Here is a 20,957-nt window from a genome sequence, read left to right as displayed (position 1 = left end):
TTGGCCCGACCAGGGAGGGATGCGCGATGGCGGTCGAGGTGTCGTCGGTGGTGGCCGGTGAGCGGGTGGCGGATGCGGTACGACGGAGGCCGTCGACCAACCCGTCGCAGCTGAGCGACATCGTCGGGACGGTCGGCAGCGCCGGGCCGGACGTGTTCGTCCGGGCCGCGGAGGCGGCGCACGCGGCGCAGCCGGCGTGGGCGGCGACCCCGGCCCCGCAGCGCGGGCAGGTGATCGCGAACGTCGGCCGCCTGATGACGGCCAACAAGGAGCGCCTCGCCGCCCTGGTCACCCGCGAGATCGGCAAGCCGATCGCCGAGGCCCGCGGCGAGGTCCAGGAGATCATCGACACCTGCGACTTCTTCGTTGGCGAGGGCCGCCGGCTGTACGGGCAGACCGTTCCGTCGGAGATGCCGGACAAGCAGCTGTTCACGTTCCGCCGGCCGGTCGGCACGGTCGCGGTGATCACGGCCGGCAACTTCCCGGTCGCCGTACCGTCCTGGTACATCGTCCCGGCGCTGCTCTGCGGGAACACGGTCGTCTGGAAGCCGGCGGAGTACTCGGCCGTGGTGTCCGAGGCGTTCTACGAGATCTTCGCGCACTCCGGCGTACCGGCCGGGGTCTTCAACCTCGTGTACGCCGACGGGCCGGACACGTTCACCGGGCTCGAGCAGGCGCTCGGGGCCGGCCTGGTCGACAAGGTCGGCTTCACCGGGTCGAGCGCGGTCGGCACGCGGATCGGCGAGTTGTGCGGACGGCACCTGCAGACACCGTGCCTGGAGCTCGGCGGCAAGAATCCGATGATCATCACCGAGGACGCCGACCTCGACCTGGCCGTCGAGGGCGCCCTGTTCTCCGGGTTCGGGACCGCGGGACAGCGCTGTACCTCTCTCGGTACGGCGATCGTCCACCGGTCGGTGCACGACGAGTTCCTGGACCGGTTCGGCCGGGCGGTCGCGGACGCCGCGATGGGAGACCCGACGCAGGACGTGCTGTTCGGGCCGTTGCTGGACGAGAAGTTCGCCGCCGGATTCGAGCAGGCGCTGCGGTGGATCGAGCCGCACCACCGGGTGATCAGCGCGACCGGCCGGGTCACCGGAGAGAACCCGCGGAAGGGGTTCGTCGGCGATCCCGCGGCCGGGTTGTTCTACCACCCGGTGATCGTGGCCGGTGTCCGCCCGGACGACGAGTTGTTCCTGAACGAGACCTTCGGTCCGATCGTCGGCGTGGCGACGTACCGCGACCTGGACGAGGCGATTGCTCTCGGCAACAAGCCGGGGTACGGGCTGTCGAGCTCGATCTACACCACCGACCCGAACAAGGCGTTCCGCTTCGCCCAGGAGATCTCGGCCGGGATGGTCAGTGTGAACAACTCGACGTCCGGCGCCGAGGCGCACCTCCCGTTCGGCGGCAACGGCCGGTCCGGCAACGGCTCCCGGCAGAGCGGGGTCTGGGTGCTCGACCAGTTCACCCGCTGGCAGTCGATGAACTGGGACTACTCGGGCAGGCTGCAGAAGGCTCAGATGGACACCGCGACGGTCGAGGCCGACCTCTCGTTCCAGCTGCCCTGATGGCGGCGCCCCTGCCGGAGGCAGCCGACGTGGTGATCGTCGGCGGCGGGGTGATGGGCACCAGCATCGCCTTCCACCTCGCCGAGGCGGGAGTCGAGCGCGTCCTGCTGCTCGAACGCGACGAGCTCGGCGCCGGCTCGACCTCGAAAGCGGCCGGCGGTGTCCGGGCGAACTTCTCCGACGAGCTGAACATCGCCCTCGGCGCCCGCAGCCTGGAGGCCTTCGCCCGCTTCGGCGTACGGCCCGGTCAGGAGATCGACCTGCACCGGGTCGGCTACCTGTTCCTGCTCGACTCCGCGGACCAGGTCGAGGCGTTCCACGAGAGCACCCGCCTGCAGAACGCGGCCGGGCAGCCGACGCGGATGCTCGACGTCGCCGAGGCCGTCGCGCTCGCGCCGATCATCTCCCCGGACGGCCTGGCCGGCGCCTGCTTCTCACCGAGCGACGGGCACTGTACGCCGGAGTCCGTCGTCCTCGGATACGCGACCGCCGCCCGCCGGCTCGGCGCTCAACTGGTGACCGGCTGCGAGCTCACCGAAATTGATGTCGAGGGCAACCAGATTCGGGCGGTCCGGACCAGTCGCGGGCCGGTCCGGACCAGCACGGTGATCTGTGCGGCCGGCGCCTGGTCCCGGTCGGTGGGTGACCTGGTGGGCGTCGACCTTCCGGTGACGCCGTTGCGGCGGCAGATCGTGGTCACCGAGCCGGTCGCCGGTCTGCCGTCCGGGCTGCCGATGACGATCGACTTCAGCAGCACGTTCTACTTCCACCGCGAGGGTCCCGGCCTGCTCGTCGGCATGTCGGATCCCGAGGAGCAACCGGGCTTCCACCTGGACCGCACCGACACCTGGCTGCCACACCTCACCGAGGCGATGGAGCGCCGCGCACCCGCGCTGCTGGACGTCGGCCTGACCGGCGGCTGGGCCGGCCTGTACGAGGACACGCCCGACCACAACGCCCTGATCGGCGAGGCCGACGAGCTCTCCCGCTTCCTCTACGCCACCGGCTTCTCCGGCCACGGATTCCTCCAGGGCCCGGCCGTCGGCGAGGTCGTCCGCGACCTCTACCTCGACCGCGAGCCCTTCGTCGACATCACCCCACTCCACGCCCGCCGCTTCACCACCAACTCCCACCGCATCGAGCAGAACGTCGTCTGATGGCCCTCCTCCTCACCCGCACGGACATCCTCGCCCTGCTCGATCCGCCCGCGATCCTCAAGGCCCTGCGCACCGGCTTCCGGAATCCCGCAGGAACCGAACCGCTCCGCATCCGCACCGACCTCCCCGGCCCTGGTACGGCGACCGCCCTGCTGCCCGGCGTGATCCCGGGGGTGCCCGCGTACACGGTCAAGGTCAACGCCAAGTTCCCAGCGGCGAACCCGGCCCTGCGCGGCGTCGTCTGCCTGCACGATCTCGCCGACGGTTCACTGCTGGCGTTGATGGACTCGGCCACGATCACCGCCTGGCGCACCGGCCTCGCCGCCGCACTTGCGACCGACGTCCTGGCGGCCGAAGCCGCATCGACCGTCGGCGTCGTCGGTGCGGGCGCCCAGGCCGACATGGTGGTCCGGGGACTCGCCGAGCTCCGTCGGCTGACCAGCCTGGTCGTCCACGACCTCGACCCGTCCCGTGCGGCCGCTTTCCTGGCCGGCCATGGGATCCCCGGTCAGGCCGTCAGCAGTCCGGCCGAGGTTGCCGATCGCGCCGACGTCGTCGTACTGGCGACCTGGTCGCGGGCACCGCTGCTGTCGGCGCCGGACACCCGGGCTGGGATGCACTTCACCGCCTTGGGTGCGGATGAACCGGGCAAGGTGGAGTTGGCGCGAAATCTGCTGCTGCAGGCACGGGTCGTGGTGGACGACCCCGGGCTAGCCGCGCAGATGGGTGCCCTAGGCAACGTCGGGCTGAGAGCGGAGGCGGCCGCGGCCACCCTGACGCACGTACTCACCGGGGCGAGGCCGGGCCGGGAGACGGCCGATCAAGTCACCGTCTACGCGCCGGTCGGACTGCCGTGGCAGGATCTGGCGATCGCCTGGCCGCTCTACCAGGCCGCGACCGCTGCCGGACACGACCGCTCGGTCGACTTCTCGAGCTGACCATCAGGGCTGACCGTCACGGCTGATCGTCAGGGCTGACCGGCGGGCTGATCGTCAGGGCTCTTCGTTGCGGGGGTCGTCGGCGGGGTCCTGCGGCCAGTTGTCCGGGTCGCACCATTCCGGGTCCCAGCCGCGCTGGATGCAGTACTGCCGGAGGATCTCGTCGCGGGTGAGCGGCGTGGTGGTCGTGCGCGGTGGGCGGGTGGTCCTCGTCGTCGTCGACGTCCTGGTCGGCGTCGGCGTCGGCTCGGTCCGCTCCTGCGACTCGCGTTCGGTGGTCCGCGTCTTCGTCGGCTTCGGCGACGGTTTCGGCTTCGTGGTCGGCGTCACCGTCGTCTTCTGCACCGGCGGCGGCGCGGACGTCGGCTGCGTGACCTTCGGCGGTACGACGGTCGGCGTCGCGGACGGGGTCGGCGTACTGTCATCGACGACGTGGACGGCCGCCGGGTCGCCCGAGTCGCCGCCGAACAGGCCGATCGCGGACAACGCCCAGAAGTTCACCCCGAGCAGGAGCACGAGGCCGCCGATCCCGGCGGACATCGCCTTGCGGGACGTGCCGCCGTACCGGCCGACCGGGCCGCGGACGGCGTTGCCGTGGCCGTCGACCCAGAATCGCCAGCCTTCCGGCGGCGGCGGCCAGGACGGATCGGGACGCCAGGTCTTCGGCGGGACCCAACTGCGGCGGGGCGGCGACGGCCAGGTCGGCGGGACCACGAACCGCTTCAAGGATCTCCTCCATCTCCGCCGGCGACTGCCCAGGCTAGTGGATGGTGCCGGAAGCCCGGACACCCGTGCCGGGTCAGGTCTTCGGTCAGCTCCACGCGCCCGCACCCTGGCCAACGACACAGACCCGCCGCAGGTCACTTGCGACTTCGGCCCGCCCGCGTGTCGTCCTGGCTTTTTCGTTCGACCCGTGCCTGCGGATCGGCGAGTCAGGTTAGGCTACCCTTCGTCAGCTCGACGATGAGGAGGAAGCGCCGCCATGGTCCTGTCCCGGCTCCGATCCGCCGCCCTGCTCGTCGTCGCCGCGCTGACGCTCGCCGCCTGCGGGCAAGGCGACGCCGACGAGGCGGCCACCGTGTCCGGCGACGCGGGCTTCCCGGTGACGATCGACCACGTCTTCGGCTCGACCACGATCGAGGCCAGGCCGCAGCGGGTGGTGGCGATCGGCGGCGGCGACATGGAGGCCGCGATCGCGCTCGAGGTGATCCCGGTCGGCGGCGCGGACTGGTTCGGGTTCACCGGGACCCGCGGTTGGGTGAAGACCGCGCTGGGCGACCGGCCGGCGCCGAAGCCGCTGCAGGCGTTCGAGCCGAAGTTCGAGGAGATCGCCGCGCTGAAGCCTGACCTGATCCTGTATGTGAACTCGCAGAACGACCGGAAGCAGTTCGACACGTTCAACGCGATCGCGCCGACCATCGCCGCCCCGGCCGGCACCAAGAACGTGTACGGCGTCACCTGGCAGGACCAGGTCTCCGAGATCGCCAAGGCCACCGGGACGACGGCCCGCGGCGAGCAGGTGATCAAGGACACCGAGGCCCTGATCGCCGCCGCCGCGAAGGCCAACCCGGAGTTCGCCGGCAAGACCATCACGGCCGGCGTCTACTCGGCGGACAGCCTGAGCGCCTGGCTCCCGTCGGACCCGCGGATGCACCTGCTGACCTCGCTCGGTTTCGAGCCGAACCCGCAGATCGTCGCGATGGAGAACGGCGACTTCTACGTCAAGATCACTCCGGAGCTGACCGGCACGATGGACGCCGACGTCATCTACCTGGCCGCGCTCGACGGCGGGGGCAAACTCGACCCGGCGGTCGCGAAGGACAAGCTGTTCAACGCCCTGCCCGCGGTCAAGGGCAAGCACGTCGCCTACTTCGGCGGTGCGCCGGTGATCAACACCTCGACGCCGAGCGGTGAGTTCTCCAGCGCCTTCTCCATCGGCGGTCCGCTCGGGATCAAGTACGTCCTGCCGCTGCTGATACCCCAACTGAAGAAGGCTGTGGCCGGGCAGGCCTAGAGGATCGAGTCCAGCAGCCGGGTCAGGTCGGCGCCGAACGGCCGGTCGGCCCCGATCGGCGGTACGACGTTCGCCACGGCGCCCAGCAACTCCTGGAGACCCGGTGGGACCGGGCGCTTGGAGAGTGCGAAGGCCTGGTGGACCGCGAGAAGTTCGCAGGCGGTCACCTCACGGGTCAGGCGGATCGCCTCGGCGAGCACGCCGACCGCCTCCCAGGAGAAGCTCTGGACGTCCTCCTGGCCGTTCGACGTCTCCGCCGTACTGGTTGCTGATGGCAACGTCAGGCGCCGGAGGGCGTGGCTGGTGGCGACGGCTCGCTTGTGGACGGCGACCAGGCCGGCCTGCGGTCCGGGGTCGTGGGCGAGTTGCGCGGGCAGGCCGGTGACGGCGGGATCGAGCAGCCGGTGGAGCCGGGCGGTCGAGACCTCGGCGGCGTGCGCGAGGGCCGCGGTCAGGTGATCGCAGTGCGCGACCAGGTCGACGCCGTGGAATCCCGCCGTACCGACGAACCGGCCGTCGAGGTACGCCGGGGAGTCGGTCACGCCGTCGAACGCCCGATCGACTGCGGCGTCCAGGTCCGCGAGGGACCGCCGTACGTGGGCGACCACGTGACCGGCAACGCGGAACGAGACCGGCGCCTGCAGGCTTCTCGGCGCGGGTTCGGGCCCGGCCAGGTCGCGGATGCGGGTGTGTTCCGCCGCCAGTACGTCGTCGGCTCGGGCGGCGCGTGGATGGTACGGGTCGCGGTTGGCGCCGATCACGGCGATCGCGCCGGCGGCGACCGCGGTCAGGTGGTCCGCGAGTCGCCGGGTCCGGGATCCGTGCAGCGCGGCTCGGCCGGTCGCTCCCGGAATGCCGGCGAGCAGGGCGATGCCCTCCTTCGGTCCGAGCTCGAGGTCGAGTGATCCGAAGGCGTGCGCGAGCGGGATGATCTCGCCGGCCGACCCCGCGCCGCCGGCCGGGATCTCGGGCGTCCGCCCACTGTTGATCACGGCGACCAGCTGCTGGATCAGCTCGACGCTGACACCCGCGTCGCCGGTGAGGAAGGTGCGGAGCCGGCCGATCAGCACGGCCCGGGCCTCGTCGGCCGGCAGCCACGGTGGACCGCCGACCGCCCGGCCCAGCAGCAGGTTGCGTTGGTGCGCGCGCTGCTCGTCCTCGCTCAGCCGATGCTTGCTCAGGGCACCCATTCCGGTGGTGACACCGTAGATCGGCTCGCCGGTGGCCAGCGCGTCGAGGACCTCGGCGCGGACGGCGGCGAGCCGATCCAGCAGACGTGCGGCGATGGTGATCGGTGCGGGGCTTGCCGGATCGAGGTCGGACGGCTCGGTGATCAGCATTCGCGGTCCGGTTCGGTCGGTCACGCGGGTCCTCCGGTCGTCGTGATTCGATACTAAAGTTTCTCTCCGTCACGCTATGTTCGCCTCATGGGTCCGACGACACAGACGCGCACCGTGATCGGGCACTCGACCACCGACAAGGTCGTCCTGTACGGCGGCCTGCCGCTGGTCGGCCTGGTCCTCGGGTACCTCCTGCCCCGGATCACGGACTGGGCGGCCGGCCTCGACTGGTTCCCCTTCCAGGGACCGCTGGAGTTGATCGCGGGCTGGGACCAGTGGTGGGTCAGCGTGATCTGCGTGGTGATCGGACTGCTGGCCGGCGTACTGCTCGCGGCGATCGCGCTCGAGGAAACCCTCAAGGTGACGATCACCGGGCAGTCGGTGGAGTTCCTGAAGAACCAGAAGACGCTCACGGTGCCGCGGGAGAAGGTGGCGGTCGCGTTCCTGGACGGCAAGGAGATCGTGCTGCAGGACCCGATGTCGCGGGAGCTCGCGCGGGAGAAGCACGACCAGCTGAAGTCCGAGGCCAAGCAGATCCCGGCGGCGTTCCGGGCGCACGGGTACCCGTGGGCGGACGGCGGTGACCCGCACGCCGACCGGTTCCGCCGGTGGGTGGAGGACGAGCCGGAGCTGCCGCCGACCGTGAACGCGTTGCTGAAGGCACGGTCGAAGGCGTTCGCCGACGGTGACAAGGGCAAGGCGGATCTGCGCGAGCTCCGCGACGAGGTCGGGAAGCTCGGCTACACGGTGAAGGACAAGGAGAAGAAGCAGTACTGGCGTCCGACGACTCCCCGGTGATCGGTCGCCCTTTGTGCGGCCTGGGCGACCGGCTGCGGGGTCAGGCGCCGAGGAGGTGGATGACTGCTTCGGCGTACGCCTGCTCGGCGTCCGGGGCGGTGTGCCGGCTGTCGGTGAGCTCGACGCGGTAGCCGCCCGGGACGGCCTCGAGGGTGCGGAAGTGCTCACCGAGGAGGGCGCGCAGCTGCTCCTCGCGCGGGAGCCAGACCACCTCGCGCTGCTCGATGCTGTCCAGGGCCCACTCGGTGGTGCCGTTGAAGCCGATCACCTTGCTGCCCTGGTAGTCGTGCACCTCGACGGTCATGTCGCTCACCACGAACACGTCGTCGTCCATGTCCCGGTCCGGTACGACGAAACGATCCCCCGCCGCGGGCGCCCACAGCACCCCGGCCTTCCGCAGTCGCCCGGCCTGCTCGATCGTGATCACCCCTCCATCCTCCCCAGGCCGCACAAACCTCGCAGGTCCGCGCGAGCCGCCCGGGTCCGATCACGGTCCACGGCGCCGAGCGCCGTACGTCAGCGGTTCATGGCAGCACGCAGCTCGGCAGCACGTTGAGCGATCCGGTCGCGGCACTCGGTAGTCAACGGCAGGTCGACCAGAGTGCTCGCCTGCAGCTGTCCGAGCCCGAGCTGCTCGCGCAGGCGCCGTACGGCGGTCGCACGGTCGGCGGAACCGGCCAGCACCTCCGCCACCTCGTCCCGGCGCTCGAACGCGGCCAGTACGCCGTCGTAGATGTCCAACTGCACGACCGCCGACCGGTCCGGCTCGGGCGCGGCCGGCCTCTCGTCGCCACGGATCACCTGCCGCCACAGTGACGGCACCGTGAGCCGCGAGCGGTTGTACCGCCGGGGAATGGGCTGGGCGTAGGTCATGGTCATGGTCGGCTCCTCATCTGTGGTGGGATCAGTCGGGGACGGGCCGCGAGTACGGTTCACGCGGCGGGCACTTCTTGCCGGGGGTGACGAGGGCCTCGAAGTGCCAGGGTTCGTTGTCGTACCGGCGGCAGATGCCGAAGCGGTAGCCGTTCCGGTTCAGCCACTGCATGGCGGCCGCCGGACCGATGTCCACGGCCTTGCCGTGCACGTGTGCGGAGTACTCGGGCGGCAGCACCCACCGGGTGGCCGCTTCGTAGGAGCCGTACTCCTTGATCGCGTCGTTGAACAGCCGCTGCTGCTTGGCGGCGCTGCGGCGGCCGGAGGTGATCTCGAGCGTCACGCCGTCCCGCTTCGCGGCCGTCATCGCCTTCTTCAGCCGGGCCTTCAGCGTCGGCGAGAGTCCGTCGATGCTCTCCTCGTCGTACCGGGTCGTGCTCTGGCTCTTCGTCGGGGTCTTGGTGGGCTTGGGGGTCTTCCGGGGCGTCTTCTGGGGCGTGCGCGTCGGCTTGGGCTTCGGCGGTACGGCGGGGAGGGTGGCCGGCGGTTCCGAGACCGCCGGCGCGTTCTGGCTCGACACCACTGGCTCCTTGTCGGCACTGAGACCGAACAGTTCCCCCAGTTGCGCGTGCCACAGCACCAGCGATCCGACGGCCAGCACCAGCACCCCCGCACCCGTCACGGACAGCAACCGCGTCCGTACCGGGCCTCTGCGGCGCGGTGGTTGGTCGTTCCTCATGGGGTACAGCCTTTCGGATCACGGCGGCGGGCACATCGGCCTCAGGGACCGTCGTCAGAACCCGGAAGTCGGCCCTGGGTATCAGGTCGGACGCCCAGCCTCCTTCAAAAGTTGGAGCGCCTGCCCGTCCGTGCAGATGAAGCCTGGGCCAACAGCAGCTGACTACGCTGGGCGACATGTGGAGTTCCTGGCGACGGTTGCCGCAGACGCAGCAGGACGTGCTGCTCGCGGCCCTGATCGGCCTGGGCTGGTTCACCGCGCTGAGCATGATCAACGACAGCGCTCTGCGCCCGCAGAACCCGACGGTGTCCGTCGTGACGGGGATCTTCCTGGTCGTCACGGTCGCCTTCGCCCGCCGGTTCCCGCGGACGCTGCTCGTGGCCGTCTCGGTGCTCTACCCGTTCCTGTACGCCGCCGTCGGCACCGGACTCGCCGCCCAGCTCGGCCTCACAATCTTCGGCCAGCCCGAGATCAGCGACGCCGCGCTGCAGTCGGAGATCCACCTCGTCCCCCTGCTCGTCGTCGGCTACCTGGCGGCCTCCAGCGGCGTACGGCGCTTCACCTGTCTGTTCTTCACCATGGGCAGCCTGGCCGGACTGATGATCGGCCTCCCTACTGTGGTCGCGATCGTGCTTGGTCACGCGAATCGGGACATCCTGCGCGGCGACCGCTACCAGAAGCTGCCCAGCGACGTCCCCAGCCTCTACAGCTACATCGACGTCTCCCTGTTCGTGTTCGCCGAGGCGCTCATCTGCGGCATGGTGCTGCTCGGCGCGGACGCCCTCCGGCGGCGCAAGAACGTCGCCCTGCTCGAGCAGCGGAACGCCGAACTGGTCCGGCTGCGCGCGGTCGAGGCCGAGCGGGCCGCCGTCGCCGAGCGGACCCGCATCGCCCGCGACCTGCACGACGTCATCTCCCACCACGTCAGTGCGGTGGTGATCCGGGCCCAGGCCGCCGACCGGGTGGCCGACCAGCGGCCCGAAGTGCTGCGGGAGGCGATCCGCTGGATCATTGCCAGCGGCAAGGAGGCGCTCACCGCGATGCGGGAGACGGTCCGGGTGCTCAACACCGCGTCACCGGCGACCGGCGAGACCGCGGCCGGCTCCGGCGGCGGGACCGCGCCGGTCCCCGACCTGGCCGACGTCGCCCGGATGGGCGACCGGCTCAAGGCGGTCGGCGTCGACGTCACCATGCAGCTTCCGTCGCGGCAGCGGCAACTGACCTCGGCCACCGATCTGACCGCCGTACGGATCATCCAGGAGGCGCTGACCAACGTGATGGTGCACGCGAAGGCGACCGCGGCGCAGGTCACCTGGCAGAGTGGACCGCAGGGCGAGCTCCTGACGATCGACGACAACGGCAGCGGCGGACCGCCGCCGGTGAACGTGCTGGAGACCGCCCGGCGGAGCGAGAGCGGCCGCGGCAACGGACTGACCGGGATGCGGGAACGGGCCACGGCGGTCGGCGGCACCCTGGCCGTCGCGGCCGGCCCACTGGGTGGATGGAGAGTACAGGCATGGCTGCCGCCGCAGAGCTGACCGACGAGATCAAGGTGCTGGTCGCCGACGACCAGGGCGTGATCCGGATGGGCCTGGCGATGATCCTCGACCACGAGCCCGACCTGACCACGATCGCCCAGGCCGAGAACGGCGAGGAGGCCCTCCGGCTGATCGAGCGGTACGACCCGGACGTCGTCCTGATGGACATCCGGATGCCGGTGATGGACGGCCTGGTCGCGACCGAACGCATCACTTCCGCCAACAAGGCCGCCGGACGCTCGCGGCCCGCCGTCCTGGTCCTGACGACGTTCGACGACGAGGCCTACGTGCTGAGCGCCGTCCGCGCCGGCGCGTCCGGCTTCCTGCTGAAGGACACCGACCCGGACCTGCTGGTGTCCGCGGTCCGCGCGGTCCACCGCGGCGACTCACTGGTCGACCCCGCGTCCACCCGGGTCCTGCTCGAGCGCTGCATGGAACTCGAACGCCAGGTCGGCACCGGCCCGTCAGAACCCGCGGCCCTGCCCGCCGACGCCCGCTGGGCAGGCCCCCTGAGCCAACTCAGCGACCGCGAACGCGAAATCCTGGTCTGGATGGCCCGGGGCCTCTCCAACCGCGACCTCGCCACCAAACTCTTCGTCAGCGAAACCACCGTCAAAACCCACGTCAGCAGCGTCCTCTCCAAACTAGGCCTCTCCAGCCGAGTCCAAGCAGTAGTAGTCGCCTACGAAGCCGGCGTAGTCCGCCCCGGCGAACCCAACACCCACTGGACCACCTGACCCCCACGCCCCGCGAACGACCACCCGTGGAGCCGCGCATTAACCGCGGAGGGGTGGACCAGGACACGTCCTAGTTGTCTTCGTCAGCGCAGAGCTCGATGATCATTGCCTGCGCTTCCGGCGGAATGATTGTCGAATAGACAATTTGACCGTAGGCCGGGATGACGCCCATCGCTCCGTCCGGCTCGACTTGCCAGTCCGCAGCGTTCACGTGCGGTACCGACGCCAGAATGACGGCGAGGATCTTGGGGTCAATGAAGCCTTCGGCGACAATCGCGAGGTAGGCCTCTTGCGCCTCTGCCCGAACACACGCCTTCAGGACATGCCCGGTGAGTTCCGCGCTCGCCACACCTCCGGTGGTCAGCGACAGATAAATCAGCCGACGGGTCAGGCGTCGGATGCCCTCTGTCACCTGGTGGGCAGTCTCACCGCGGAGGCGCTTGTAGTCGATGTCCTGCGGCAGCAAGTGGTGCGTACTGACTTTTCCAGTGCCTGACCCGGCGCGTACAGCCTCTGCCTCGATCTGCTTGTAGAAGTCGGTCTTGCTGTCCGACTTCCGCTCGCCACCAGCACAGATCCACCACCATGCATTCTCCTCGCGCACGAGCTGCGAGAACTCGGTGTCTTCTGGCCTGAGCTTCGTCGCCGCACCACGATGCCACGAAATCTTCACCTTGAACCACGGACGATCGTTCAAGGACAGAATGGGCTCAGCGCCGCCGGCCGCAACCTCTGCCGGTAACTGCTGAGCTTTCTCGATGAGGGAGTGGCTGATCGAAGCCAGCGGCTGATTAACTGGCGGAAATGTCAGGCCGACGTCGCTCAAACATCGTTTCGTCGGGCGAACGCCTTCGACCTCGCCGGCGGTCATGGACACGCACCTCTCGTAGCTGAATCTCGCCGCATCTGTTCTTCCCCGTCGCGCAATTCAGCTACTTCGGCTCGTCCACCCCACCGATCTCATCAAGCTCGCCGGGCGTCAGGTCGGCAAGGAGACGCACGGAACTCGCAGTCGTGCCGTCAAGCTGCTCCAGCGCCTCGCGCACCCCGCGCTGAATCTGCGCGCGATGATTCTCCACGTATTCGCGAACAGCCTCATCCACGACATCCTTCTTGGACGTGCCGAGGAAGTGCGCCGCTTGGGTGATCAGCTGGTCAGTGCGCGAATCGACCTTGATCGGTGCGTTTGCCATCTCAGTGCTCCCTGCCTCACCGGCCCGGTGGTCAAGTACCAAGGTACCCCATGTTACCTGGTCGCACCGCCGTGGCGACGTGGGCGCCCGACGTCAACTAGCACGAGCAGGCGAATCCGCGGGGCGGTTGATCGCGGGCGGCAGCCCGCAGACCCGAGACGGGCGGGTGGGAGCGGCTGCGAGCACGCGACGCAGGAGCGCGCGTAGCCGGGCGCGTGGGGCGACCACATCAGCACCACGAGCCGGCGTGGGGACGGCTACCTCATCAGGTACCAGGTGAGGGCTGCGGCGGCTGGTAGGAGGAGGACGGTGAGGACTTGGGCTTTGGCTGAGGCTTTGCGGCGTCGGGGTAAGAGGTCTTCGGTCATGGTTCCAGCGTGCGTCGCGGGAGGGCGTTGCCCATCGGTCCTCGGGACGGTTCTGGACTACTACCTGAGGATGAGGTGGTTGCCGTCAGCCCCTACTCGTTGCGGCTGAAGTACTCGGCGCGGACCTTCTTCGGGACGCACATGGACCAGGCGTCCAGGATCAGTTCGCGGAGTTCGTCGTACTCGAGGGCGTCGAGGCGGACCTGGATCCAGCGAAAGCGCTCGTCCGACGGGCGCGGCGGGAGGAACTTGTGCGGCTCGGCGGCCAAGGCGGCCTCGCGCTCCTCCCGGGGGAAGCCGATGCCGATCGTCTGCTCGTCCGGCGCCACCGCCAGGTACACGATCTGACCGACCCGGAACTTGATCGAGTCCCGGACCAGCACCTCGTAACTGCGCGGCAGGTCCGCCGTCACCGCCCTGATGTCCGTGAGATCGACCACGCTCTCACGATAACCAGCCAAAGCTGACAATGGACGTCAGCGATTGCGCCTGTACCGTGGATCGAATGGCCGACGTGGTGAGTGCAGTCGAAGGGGCCGAGGTGGTGTTCCGCCTCGCCGACAGTAAGCATGCGTACACCGGCGTCAAGCTGTGGCAGGAGCTCGGTCTCGCGGCCGAGCTGCTCGAGTTCAAGCCGGTCGAGTACGGCTGGGAGCTGCGTCTCCCCCGGCCGTCGGTGCACCGGATGGAGTACCTGTTCGACATCGCCGACGTCGGCATGCAGACCGATCCGACCAACCCGCGGGTGGTCGGCGGCGCGTTCGGCGAGCACTCCTGGCTGCCGCTGCCCGGGTACGTCGAGCCGGCCTGGATCGAGATCGAGCCAATCGCGTCGACGCTCACTCCACTCTCCGTGACGACACCGCTCGACGAGGTCGAGGTCCAGGTCTGGGCGCCGGACGGGATCGCGCCGACGTTCGAGCTGCCGCTGCTGCTGTCCCACGACGGACCCGAGTTCGCCGCGTACGCCGGCCTGACGCACTACGCCGGCGCGATGATCGCCGACTCCACTCTCCCGCCGTTCCGCCTCGCCCTCGTCCGGCCGACCTCCAGGAACCTCTGGTACGCCGCCAACCCGCAGTACGCCGACGCCCTGACGCAGCACGTGCTGCCCGCGATCCAAGCGCAGTACCGGAGCCGTCGACCCGTGATGATGGGCGCGAGCCTGGGCGCGCTCGCGGCGCTGCACGCGGAGTGGAACCACCCGGGCACGTTCGACGGGCTGTTCCTGCAGTCCGGGTCGTTCTTCACGCCGGAGACGGATCCGCAGGAGTCGAAGTTCGAGTACTACGCCGAGGTCACCGCGTTCGTGAAGCAGGTGCTGACGGCAACCACGGCGCCGAGTACGCCGGTGGTCGGGATGACGGCCGGGACACCGGAGGAGAACGTCCACAACAACCGGGTGATGGCGGCGAAACTGGCCGACCTCGGGCTGCGGGTGGCGTTCCGCGAAACGCCGGACATGCACAACTTCACAGCGTGGCGTGATGTGCTGGATCCTGATCTGACGGATCTACTGCGCAGCGCCTGGAGTGAGGCTGATGGAGCGGGAACAGGTCGAGCTGGAGGCGCCGGGGCTTGACCGCCCCGGCACGGTGATCCGTTACGGCCACTACGGCCGCCCGGTGCTGGTGTTCCCGAGTGAGCAGGGCCGCGCCTGGGACTACGAGAACAACGGCATGGTCGACGCGGTCGCGGACCTGATCGAGGCCGGCCGGGCGAAGCTGTACTGCGTCGACTCCTACGACCACGTCAGCTGGTCCGACCGCAGTATCCAGCTCGAGGACCGCGCCCGACGGCACGGATTGTACGAACGTTGGATTGTCGACAAGGTGGTGCCGGCGATCGGCGCCGACTCGCCCGGCGTCGCCGACATCATCACGACCGGCTGCAGTCTGGGCGCCTTCCACGCGCTCAACTTCGCGTTCAAGCGCGCGGATCTGTTCCCGGTCGCCATCTGCCAGTCCGGCAACTACGACGCGTCCAGCTGGCACGCGTGGGGTGAGCGCGGCGGCGCGACGTACTTCAACAACCCGGCCGACTACCTGCCGAACCTGGACGGCGACCACCTGGACTGGCTGCGCAGCCGGGTCTTCATCCTGCTCACGGTCGGTCAGGGCGACTGGGAGACGCACCCGACCGGGTCGTTGCCGTCCGCCCGCGCGACCGCCGCCGTACTGGAGAAGAAGGGCATCCCGCATGAGCTGGACCTGTGGGGGTACGACGTAGCACACGACTGGCCCTGGTGGCGACGGCAGCTCGCTCACCATCTGCCCCGATTCTGCTAGGAGTCCCCTTCCTTTCCTCCTCTGACCTCAAGGAGCACCATGGGTGATCGTTCACGGCATTTGATCGGGTTGTTGCTCGGGGCCGAGGAGGACTGGCCGCAGGCGTTCGAGGCGTTGCTGCAACGGGTCGGGCCGGTCGCGCTGAACGGGACCGAGCACGAGTTCGGCTCCCGGCGGCTGACGATCGAGCCGTTCGACCTGACCGATCCGGTCCGCGTCGGGCTGGTGATCGACCGGCTGGCGTACTGGTACTACCACCCGCGCGAGTGGCTGAAGAAGGCCGCGCTGATGAACGGCACCTACCTGCTGAACTCGCCGTTCACCTTCCAGTCGATGGAGAAGCACAGCGCGTACTGCGCGATGCTCCGCCTCGGCCTGAAGATCCCGAAGACCGTGCTGGTGCCGTACAAGAACCCGGTCGACAATGTGCGGTGGGCGTACACGTCGGCGAAGTACAACAAGGAGTTCGACCTCGACGCGATCGCCGAGGACCTCGGCTACCCGCTCTACATGAAGCCGTTCGACGGCGGCGGCTGGCGGGGCGTGTCCCGGATCAACGACAAGGTCGACCTGCACCGCGCGTACGACCAGTCCGGCGAGATGCTGATGCACCTGCAGGCGACGATCGAGTACGACGTGTTCGCCCGCGCACTGTCGATCGGCGCCGAGACGATGGTGATGGACTTCCGCCCGGACGAGCCGATGCACAACCGGTACGCCGTCTCGCACGACTTCCTCAGCCCGTCCGCCGGGCACCAGGCGGTGGCGATCAGCCGGATCGTGAACGCGTTCTTCGGCTGGGAGTTCAACTCCTGCGAGATGCTGGTCAAGGGCGACTCGGTCCACCCGATCGACTACGCGAACGCCTGCCCGGACGTCGCGGTCACCTCGCTGCACTACTACTTCCCGTGGGCGATCAGCGCGCTGGTGAAATGGTCGGTGTTCTCACTCGCGACCGGCCGGCGCAGCAGCGTCGACCTGCACACCGAGCGGTACTTCGAGATCGCCGACGACGAGTCGCTCGACTACGACGCGAAGGTCGACGCGTACCTGGCGCTGGCGGACGAGCACTTCGAGACCGCGAAGTACCACGAGTGGTGTGCGGAGCACCTGGGCGAGTTCGACCTGCGGGTGCGCGACTGGTTCGCCGGCCCGGACTTCGACCGGCTGCTCCGGCAGACGGTCACGACGACGTACCCGGCGCACGAGCACGACCAGTTCCTCGACCACTTCCGCGGGTTGATCGACCTGTGGCTCTCCGACCAAGCCGCTCAGCAGGCCGGGTAGCGGGCGACCGGCAGGGCGGCAGGTAGTGCGGCGCGTGCCAGTGGTCAGTCGTCGAGTGCGGCGAGGATCGCGTGCAAGGCGGCGATCCTCGCGGCCGGGATCTCGAAGACGCCGCGGCTGGGGTTGTGGAGCCAGCCTTCGGCGGTGAGGTGGCGCAGGTGGTGATAGATCTGGCCGCTGGTGCCGAGGCCGTCGACCTGGCTGAGGGCGCTCACGGTCGTGCGCCCGTGGACGATCTCTCGCAGCAGCGTGAGCCGAATCGGACTACCCAACGCCGCCAGCGTCGGCGCAACACCTGACCAGTCATCACGCGCCCGGAGCTCCCTGAGCGCCCGGGCCGCTTCACCCTGCCCCTTCGCACCACGCCCGCGCTGCTGCTGGGAGTGCGTGGCTGTGGATTCCAGGGCGGCGATGCGCCGCTCCAGCTCGGCGAGCCGGTTATCCACAGGGTCTTCCACACTGTGGATAGTACGTAGTTACGTAACTATTGGGAAGCGTGACGCGGTCAGCCGAAGAGGCGGATCCCGGCGGTGAGAGCTATACCCGCGGCGACCGCCAGCAGGAGTGGGACTCTCAGGACGGAGAGGATCCCCGCGACCGCGACGCCGGTGAGCTGGGTCCAGTCCAGGCGTTTCCCGCCCAGCTCGGTGACGATGAGACCTGCGAGGAGCACCGGGGCGATCAGGCCGACGACCCGGACGGCTGCCGGCGGCAGCTTGCGTTCACCCATCAGCAGCGGACCGCCGGCCTTCATCAACCAGTTGACAACGGTCACGGCCAACGCCGCCAGCCACACCTTCACGACGTCTCCTCTCCGGACTCAGCCCGCCTGGCCTCGGGCTCCACGCGGGACTCCACCGGCTCGCGCGCGGGATCGGCTCCGGCCTCAGCCCGCTCTGACTCGGGATCGGCGCCGGGATTGGCGCGATCTTGCTGGGGGTTCGGGGCGCGTTGCGGGAGGAGGCCTATGAGTGCGGCTGCGGTGGCTCCGAGGAGGGCGTAGCCGGGGTCCGTCACCAGCAGGAGGAAGGCGGCGACGACGGCGCCGATCAACGAGGCGGTGAGGGCTCGGCGGGAACGGCGTACCTCTTCCAGCGCGAGCACCAGGAAGAACGCGGGGAAGACCACGTCGAGCCCGAGGCGATGCATCAGATCCGGTGACGGCGAGGTCAACGCTCCGACCGCGGTCCCGAGGACCCACAGGACCCATTGCGGCAGGCTGGCGCCGATCAAGCGCGAGACGTCGTACCGACCATCGTTGCGGTGGGCAAAGACGAACGATGCGTCGACGAGGGCCTGCGCCTGGAGTGCGCGGGACAACCGGCTGCCGTGCAGGCTGTCGTTGAGAGCGACGCTCATCACGAGGTAGCGCCCGTTGATCAACGCCGCGGAGGCGATCGCGGCCGCGACGGTCCCGCCCGACAGCGCCGTCAACAAGGTGAACTGCGCCGAGCCCGAGAACGCCAACGCCGAGAACAACACCGGCAGACCGAATCCCCATCCACGCGCCTCCGCCTCGGCCCCGAAGCTGAGCGCGAGCACGAACGCCGCACCCGCCGGCCCCAGCCCCAACCGGATGCCCTCGGCCACCCCGTCCCGCCGGATCTCGATCACCGCCCACCGCTCCCCGCCTGCCGATGCCTCATGCCGTCGCCCCGGTCAGCCGACGCCTCATGCCGTCGCTCCCGTCTGCGGATGCCTCCATGCCGTCGCCCCCGTCTGCCGATGCCTCATGCCGTCGCTCCCGTCTGCGGATGCCTCATGCCGGCGCTCCCGTCTGCGGATGCTTCATGCCGTCGTTCCCGTCTGGTGGCGGTGGTAGTGGCGGCGGGCTCGGGCGCGGTTGCCGCAGTCGGCGGAGCTGCACCACCGGCGCGACCCGTTCCGGCTGCGGTCCAGGAAGAGCCAGCCGCAGTCGTCGTCATCGCACTGCCGCAGTCGCCCCAGGTCCTCGTCCTCGAACAACCGCCAGACCGCCAAGCGCAGTTCGTCCACAACGGTCGCGGCCTGCCAGGTCAGTGGGTGCGCACTGACCAGCGACGCCTTGCGTACGGCGAGCTCGATCTCGGCCCGCAGTACGACGAGGTCGGCAGCGGCCGGCTCCACGCCGACGGCGAGCGGACGGAGTACTGCATAGGCCGCCTCGCGGCAGCGCACGACCTCGCCCAGCTCTCGTGCGGTGAGCCGCTTCGACGGCCCAAGTCCGGCAGCCGTCAGCCACTTCCGCAGATTCGCCGGATCGGCGATCCGGTCGACGCGGCGCCGTTCGTCCAGCCGCCAGGCGACGGTGTTGACGAGGTCGACCGCCAGTTGCCCGCCGACCAGCTCGGGTCGGTAGTCCATGCCACCACCTCTCTAACACCCAAACAGCATCATGAGTTGTTAGACAACAAACGCGCAACCGCGGCGGGTGTCTAGGCTGGGGCTCGTGCGCGACGAGGATGTGCCGACGTGGTGGCAGCGGTTGGGGTTGGACGGGCTGGTGGACGTGCACGTGCACTTCCTGCCCGACCAGGTGATGAACGCGATCTGGTCGTACTTCGACCAGGCGTCGGAGCACTACGGCACGGCGTGGCCGATCAACTACCGCACCTCGGTCGAGGAGCGGCTGAAAACCCTTGATGCGTTAGGGGTACGGGCGTTTCCGGCGCTCGTCTATCCACACAAGCCGGGCATGGCGGCGTGGCTCAACACGTGGGCCCGCGAGTTCGCGGCCGCGACTCCGGGCTGCGTGCCGAGCGGGACGTTCTACCCGGAGCCGGGCGCCGGCGACTACGTCCGCGAGGCGTTGGAACAGGGCACGCGAGTCTTCAAAGTCCATCTGCAGGTGGGCGACTACGACCCGCGCGACGACGTACTCGACGACGTCTGGGGCCAGCTCGCCGAGGCCGGCGTACCGGTCGTCGTCCACTGCGGATCCGGGCCGATCCCCGGCCGGCACACGGGTCCCGGCCCGTTCGGCGACGTACTGCGGAAGCATCCTCGACTGACCGCGGTGATCGCGCACCTGGGCATGCCGGAGTACGCCGAGCATCTCGCGCTGACGTCGTACCCGAACGTGCACCTGGACACGACCATGGCGTTGACGCCGTTCACTGAGGCACTGATGCCGTTCCCGCGCTCGTTGACCGCACGGCTCGGGGAGTTGCAGGACCGGATCGTCCTCGGCTCCGACTTCCCGAACATCCCGTACGACTACGCCGTTCAACTGTCGTCACTGGAGGCGCTGGACCTCGGGGACGACTGGCTCCGCGCCGTCTGCTGGACGAATGGCGCCCGTCTACTCGACCTCTGAGCGCGGCGCGAACCACGCCACCATCACCCCGGTCAGCACCGAGTCCCGCTTCTCGGCCGGCAGGCTCAAGGCGAGCATCGCCGTACTCGACACCAGCGCGCGCACCTGCTGGTCGTCGTTGACGGCGTTGAGGCTCTCATTGAACCACCGGACCTCGGCGAGCTCCTCCGGCGCCAATCCCCGCCGCTCGCCCTTCACCGCGTGCATCGCCGGAGGGGTCGCGCCTTGGTCGTCGCGCACCACGTACTCGTCGTACCCGAGCCGGCCCATCAACTCGTCCCAGCCCGTCGGCTCCTGCATCGCCGTCCACGGGATCGACGGGATCACCAGGCGGTGCTGCTCCTGCAGCACTTCGGCCGTCTCGAGCACTTCCAGGACCCCGCTCGGCCACAGATGCGTCAGCAGTACGACGTCCGCCGCCGAGCGCGACTGCATGAAGTGCACGAACTGCCCGCCGACCTCGGTCGCGAAGTGTTCGAAGGCGTTCAGCCGCTTCTCGTAAGCAGGCCAGTCGTACTCACCGACCCAGTAGTCGACCAGTTGATCCACGGACTCCGGCGGCACGATCCCGGCCCCGACGTCCTCGGCGTCCGCGCAGGCCCGGATCCGCTCGTACAGCCCGCCAGGATCCACCCGCAGCCGAAGCCGCCGAACCGCCGCGACCCGCTCGATCCCCACCGTCACCCTCCCACCGTCGAACCCCCAGCCTGACACATTTCCCGCCGGACCAGACCGTCCCCTCACAAGGCAGGTTCTCAGCCCGCGGAAAACGCTGTTGCTGAGGCTATTTCAACGTTGTAGTGTCGGTGCTCGCCCACTTC

24 protein-coding genes are annotated in these 20,957 nt (G+C 69.3%); 11 read left to right on the top strand and 13 right to left on the bottom strand.

All coding sequences use genetic code 11. From position 1 onward, the window contains the following. Positions 1-26: 26 nt before the first annotated feature. The 3 genes from ACQPYZ_RS04450 to ACQPYZ_RS04440 are packed head-to-tail and all read left to right on the top strand — an operon-like array spanning position 27 to position 3,666. Entirely contained in the window at positions 27-1,571 is a 1,545-nt protein-coding gene (locus ACQPYZ_RS04450) for an aldehyde dehydrogenase family protein (protein ID WP_433165484.1), read from the top strand. Continuing rightward, positions 1,571-2,728: an NAD(P)/FAD-dependent oxidoreductase gene (locus tag ACQPYZ_RS04445; RefSeq protein WP_433165482.1), complete on the top strand. Its 1,158-nt coding sequence runs from the start codon at positions 1,571-1,573 to the stop codon at positions 2,726-2,728. The genes ACQPYZ_RS04450 and ACQPYZ_RS04445 overlap by 1 nt, the downstream gene beginning before the upstream one ends. Further along, complete coding sequence (locus ACQPYZ_RS04440) at positions 2,728-3,666, top strand: ornithine cyclodeaminase family protein (RefSeq protein WP_433165480.1); 939 nt, start codon at positions 2,728-2,730, stop codon at positions 3,664-3,666. The genes ACQPYZ_RS04445 and ACQPYZ_RS04440 overlap by 1 nt, the downstream gene beginning before the upstream one ends. A 54-nt stretch (positions 3,667-3,720) precedes the next feature. Here ACQPYZ_RS04440 and ACQPYZ_RS04435 read toward each other — a convergent pair whose 3' ends face one another. Beyond that, positions 3,721-4,392 carry a hypothetical protein gene (locus ACQPYZ_RS04435; protein WP_433165478.1) on the bottom strand — a complete coding sequence of 224 codons (672 nt, stop codon included), beginning with the start codon at positions 4,390-4,392 and terminating at the stop codon, positions 3,721-3,723. A 256-nt stretch (positions 4,393-4,648) separates the two neighbouring features. Between ACQPYZ_RS04435 and ACQPYZ_RS04430 the strand changes: the two genes are divergently transcribed. Then, positions 4,649-5,680 (top strand): ABC transporter substrate-binding protein, encoded by a 1,032-nt coding sequence (locus tag ACQPYZ_RS04430; protein ID WP_433165476.1) that lies wholly within the window; start codon positions 4,649-4,651, stop codon positions 5,678-5,680. On the opposite strand, the gene ACQPYZ_RS04425 is transcribed toward ACQPYZ_RS04430, so the two are convergent. Continuing rightward, positions 5,677-7,044 (bottom strand): aromatic amino acid lyase, encoded by a 1,368-nt coding sequence (locus tag ACQPYZ_RS04425; protein ID WP_433165473.1) that lies wholly within the window; start codon positions 7,042-7,044, stop codon positions 5,677-5,679. The genes ACQPYZ_RS04430 and ACQPYZ_RS04425 overlap by 4 nt on opposite strands. Positions 7,045-7,107: 63 nt before the next feature. Here ACQPYZ_RS04425 and ACQPYZ_RS04420 point away from each other — a divergent pair, with 63 nt between their 5' ends. Beyond that, positions 7,108-7,818 (top strand): YqeB family protein, encoded by a 711-nt coding sequence (locus tag ACQPYZ_RS04420; RefSeq protein ID WP_433165471.1) that lies wholly within the window; start codon positions 7,108-7,110, stop codon positions 7,816-7,818. A 40-nt stretch (positions 7,819-7,858) separates the two neighbouring features. Here ACQPYZ_RS04420 and ACQPYZ_RS04415 read toward each other — a convergent pair whose 3' ends face one another. The 3 genes from ACQPYZ_RS04415 to ACQPYZ_RS04405 form a co-directional block, all read right to left on the bottom strand. Further along, a complete protein-coding gene (locus ACQPYZ_RS04415; RefSeq protein ID WP_433165469.1) occupies positions 7,859-8,245 on the bottom strand; it encodes a pilus assembly protein CpaE in 387 nt (128 codons plus the stop codon). A gap of 89 nt (positions 8,246-8,334) precedes the next feature. After that, on the bottom strand, positions 8,335-8,697 hold the full coding sequence (locus ACQPYZ_RS04410; protein WP_433165467.1) for a hypothetical protein: 363 nt from the start codon (positions 8,695-8,697) through the stop codon (positions 8,335-8,337). A 25-nt stretch (positions 8,698-8,722) separates the two neighbouring features. Then, positions 8,723-9,430 (bottom strand): M15 family metallopeptidase, encoded by a 708-nt coding sequence (locus tag ACQPYZ_RS04405; RefSeq protein WP_433165465.1) that lies wholly within the window; start codon positions 9,428-9,430, stop codon positions 8,723-8,725. 176 nt (positions 9,431-9,606) lie between these two features. Here ACQPYZ_RS04405 and ACQPYZ_RS04400 point away from each other — a divergent pair, with 176 nt between their 5' ends. Both ACQPYZ_RS04400 and ACQPYZ_RS04395 read left to right on the top strand, forming a co-directional pair. After that, positions 9,607-10,968, top strand: coding sequence for a sensor histidine kinase (locus ACQPYZ_RS04400; protein WP_433165463.1), 1,362 nt, complete (start codon positions 9,607-9,609; stop codon positions 10,966-10,968). Beyond that, on the top strand, positions 10,965-11,705 hold the full coding sequence (locus tag ACQPYZ_RS04395) for a response regulator (RefSeq protein ID WP_433169623.1): 741 nt from the start codon (positions 10,965-10,967) through the stop codon (positions 11,703-11,705). Before ACQPYZ_RS04400 ends, ACQPYZ_RS04395 begins: the two co-directional genes overlap by 4 nt. 70 nt (positions 11,706-11,775) lie before the next feature. On the opposite strand, the gene ACQPYZ_RS04390 is transcribed toward ACQPYZ_RS04395, so the two are convergent. The 3 genes from ACQPYZ_RS04390 to ACQPYZ_RS04380 form a co-directional block, all read right to left on the bottom strand. After that, complete coding sequence (locus ACQPYZ_RS04390; RefSeq protein WP_433165461.1) at positions 11,776-12,576, bottom strand: hypothetical protein; 801 nt, start codon at positions 12,574-12,576, stop codon at positions 11,776-11,778. Positions 12,577-12,637: 61 nt separating this feature from the next. Next, positions 12,638-12,898, bottom strand: coding sequence for a type II toxin-antitoxin system VapB family antitoxin (locus tag ACQPYZ_RS04385; RefSeq protein ID WP_433165459.1), 261 nt, complete (start codon positions 12,896-12,898; stop codon positions 12,638-12,640). Positions 12,899-13,358: 460 nt separating this feature from the next. Beyond that, positions 13,359-13,706: an MmcQ/YjbR family DNA-binding protein gene (locus tag ACQPYZ_RS04380; RefSeq protein ID WP_433165457.1), complete on the bottom strand. Its 348-nt coding sequence runs from the start codon at positions 13,704-13,706 to the stop codon at positions 13,359-13,361. 65 nt (positions 13,707-13,771) lie between these two features. Here ACQPYZ_RS04380 and ACQPYZ_RS04375 point away from each other — a divergent pair, with 65 nt between their 5' ends. From ACQPYZ_RS04375 to ACQPYZ_RS04365, 3 genes are read left to right on the top strand one after another with little or no spacing between them, the layout of a single operon-like run. Next, the gene (locus ACQPYZ_RS04375; RefSeq protein WP_433165455.1) at positions 13,772-14,848 is read left to right on the top strand and encodes an alpha/beta hydrolase; all 1,077 of its coding nucleotides are present in this window, start codon (positions 13,772-13,774) and stop codon (positions 14,846-14,848) included. Continuing rightward, complete coding sequence (locus tag ACQPYZ_RS04370; RefSeq protein ID WP_433165453.1) at positions 14,808-15,554, top strand: esterase family protein; 747 nt, start codon at positions 14,808-14,810, stop codon at positions 15,552-15,554. Before ACQPYZ_RS04375 ends, ACQPYZ_RS04370 begins: the two co-directional genes overlap by 41 nt. A 39-nt stretch (positions 15,555-15,593) precedes the next feature. Continuing rightward, positions 15,594-16,841: an ATP-grasp domain-containing protein gene (locus ACQPYZ_RS04365; protein WP_433165450.1), complete on the top strand. Its 1,248-nt coding sequence runs from the start codon at positions 15,594-15,596 to the stop codon at positions 16,839-16,841. A 44-nt stretch (positions 16,842-16,885) separates the two neighbouring features. Here ACQPYZ_RS04365 and ACQPYZ_RS04360 read toward each other — a convergent pair whose 3' ends face one another. The 4 genes from ACQPYZ_RS04360 to ACQPYZ_RS04345 all read right to left on the bottom strand — a co-directional run bounded on the left by ACQPYZ_RS04360 (position 16,886) and on the right by ACQPYZ_RS04345 (position 19,184). Further along, on the bottom strand, positions 16,886-17,299 hold the full coding sequence (locus ACQPYZ_RS04360) for an ArsR family transcriptional regulator (RefSeq protein ID WP_433165448.1): 414 nt from the start codon (positions 17,297-17,299) through the stop codon (positions 16,886-16,888). 47 nt (positions 17,300-17,346) lie between these two features. Continuing rightward, the gene (locus tag ACQPYZ_RS04355) at positions 17,347-17,643 is read right to left on the bottom strand and encodes an AzlD domain-containing protein (RefSeq protein WP_433165446.1); all 297 of its coding nucleotides are present in this window, start codon (positions 17,641-17,643) and stop codon (positions 17,347-17,349) included. After that, positions 17,640-18,455: an AzlC family ABC transporter permease gene (locus ACQPYZ_RS04350; RefSeq protein WP_433165444.1), complete on the bottom strand. Its 816-nt coding sequence runs from the start codon at positions 18,453-18,455 to the stop codon at positions 17,640-17,642. The genes ACQPYZ_RS04355 and ACQPYZ_RS04350 overlap by 4 nt, the downstream gene beginning before the upstream one ends. 174 nt (positions 18,456-18,629) lie before the next feature. Then, positions 18,630-19,184 carry a CGNR zinc finger domain-containing protein gene (locus ACQPYZ_RS04345; RefSeq protein ID WP_433165442.1) on the bottom strand — a complete coding sequence of 185 codons (555 nt, stop codon included), beginning with the start codon at positions 19,182-19,184 and terminating at the stop codon, positions 18,630-18,632. A gap of 85 nt (positions 19,185-19,269) precedes the next feature. Between ACQPYZ_RS04345 and ACQPYZ_RS04340 the strand changes: the two genes are divergently transcribed. Further along, positions 19,270-20,136, top strand: coding sequence for an amidohydrolase family protein (locus ACQPYZ_RS04340; RefSeq protein ID WP_433165440.1), 867 nt, complete (start codon positions 19,270-19,272; stop codon positions 20,134-20,136). Here ACQPYZ_RS04340 and ACQPYZ_RS04335 read toward each other — a convergent pair. Next, complete coding sequence (locus ACQPYZ_RS04335; RefSeq protein ID WP_433165438.1) at positions 20,122-20,820, bottom strand: epoxide hydrolase N-terminal domain-containing protein; 699 nt, start codon at positions 20,818-20,820, stop codon at positions 20,122-20,124. The genes ACQPYZ_RS04340 and ACQPYZ_RS04335 overlap by 15 nt on opposite strands. Positions 20,821-20,957 lie beyond the last annotated feature (137 nt).

This window comes from Kribbella sp. CA-247076, assembly GCF_050942445.1.
Classification (GTDB): domain Bacteria; phylum Actinomycetota; class Actinomycetes; order Propionibacteriales; family Kribbellaceae; genus Kribbella.
This window is presented reverse-complemented; position numbering and strand designations above follow the sequence as displayed.

Bases quoted from the DNA above. Each gene is read 5' to 3' on its own strand.
- ACQPYZ_RS04405 (WP_433165465.1), bottom strand. From the start codon at position 9,430: ATGAGGAACGACCAACCACCGCGCCGCAGAGGCCCGGTACGGACGCGG.
- ACQPYZ_RS04420 (WP_433165471.1), top strand. From the start codon at position 7,108: ATGGGTCCGACGACACAGACGCGCACCGTGATCGGGCACTCGACCACC.
- ACQPYZ_RS04430 (WP_433165476.1), top strand. From the start codon at position 4,649: ATGGTCCTGTCCCGGCTCCGATCCGCCGCCCTGCTCGTCGTCGCCGCG.
- ACQPYZ_RS04445 (WP_433165482.1), top strand. From the start codon at position 1,571: ATGGCGGCGCCCCTGCCGGAGGCAGCCGACGTGGTGATCGTCGGCGGC.
- ACQPYZ_RS04345 (WP_433165442.1), bottom strand. From the start codon at position 19,184: ATGGACTACCGACCCGAGCTGGTCGGCGGGCAACTGGCGGTCGACCTC.
- ACQPYZ_RS04390 (WP_433165461.1), bottom strand. From the start codon at position 12,576: ATGACCGCCGGCGAGGTCGAAGGCGTTCGCCCGACGAAACGATGTTTG.
- ACQPYZ_RS04375 (WP_433165455.1), top strand. From the start codon at position 13,772: ATGGCCGACGTGGTGAGTGCAGTCGAAGGGGCCGAGGTGGTGTTCCGC.
- ACQPYZ_RS04440 (WP_433165480.1), top strand. From the start codon at position 2,728: ATGGCCCTCCTCCTCACCCGCACGGACATCCTCGCCCTGCTCGATCCG.
- ACQPYZ_RS04450 (WP_433165484.1), top strand. From the start codon at position 27: ATGGCGGTCGAGGTGTCGTCGGTGGTGGCCGGTGAGCGGGTGGCGGAT.
- ACQPYZ_RS04410 (WP_433165467.1), bottom strand. From the start codon at position 8,697: ATGACCATGACCTACGCCCAGCCCATTCCCCGGCGGTACAACCGCTCG.
- ACQPYZ_RS04370 (WP_433165453.1), top strand. From the start codon at position 14,808: ATGGAGCGGGAACAGGTCGAGCTGGAGGCGCCGGGGCTTGACCGCCCC.
- ACQPYZ_RS04400 (WP_433165463.1), top strand. From the start codon at position 9,607: ATGTGGAGTTCCTGGCGACGGTTGCCGCAGACGCAGCAGGACGTGCTG.
- ACQPYZ_RS04385 (WP_433165459.1), bottom strand. From the start codon at position 12,898: ATGGCAAACGCACCGATCAAGGTCGATTCGCGCACTGACCAGCTGATC.
- ACQPYZ_RS04365 (WP_433165450.1), top strand. From the start codon at position 15,594: ATGGGTGATCGTTCACGGCATTTGATCGGGTTGTTGCTCGGGGCCGAG.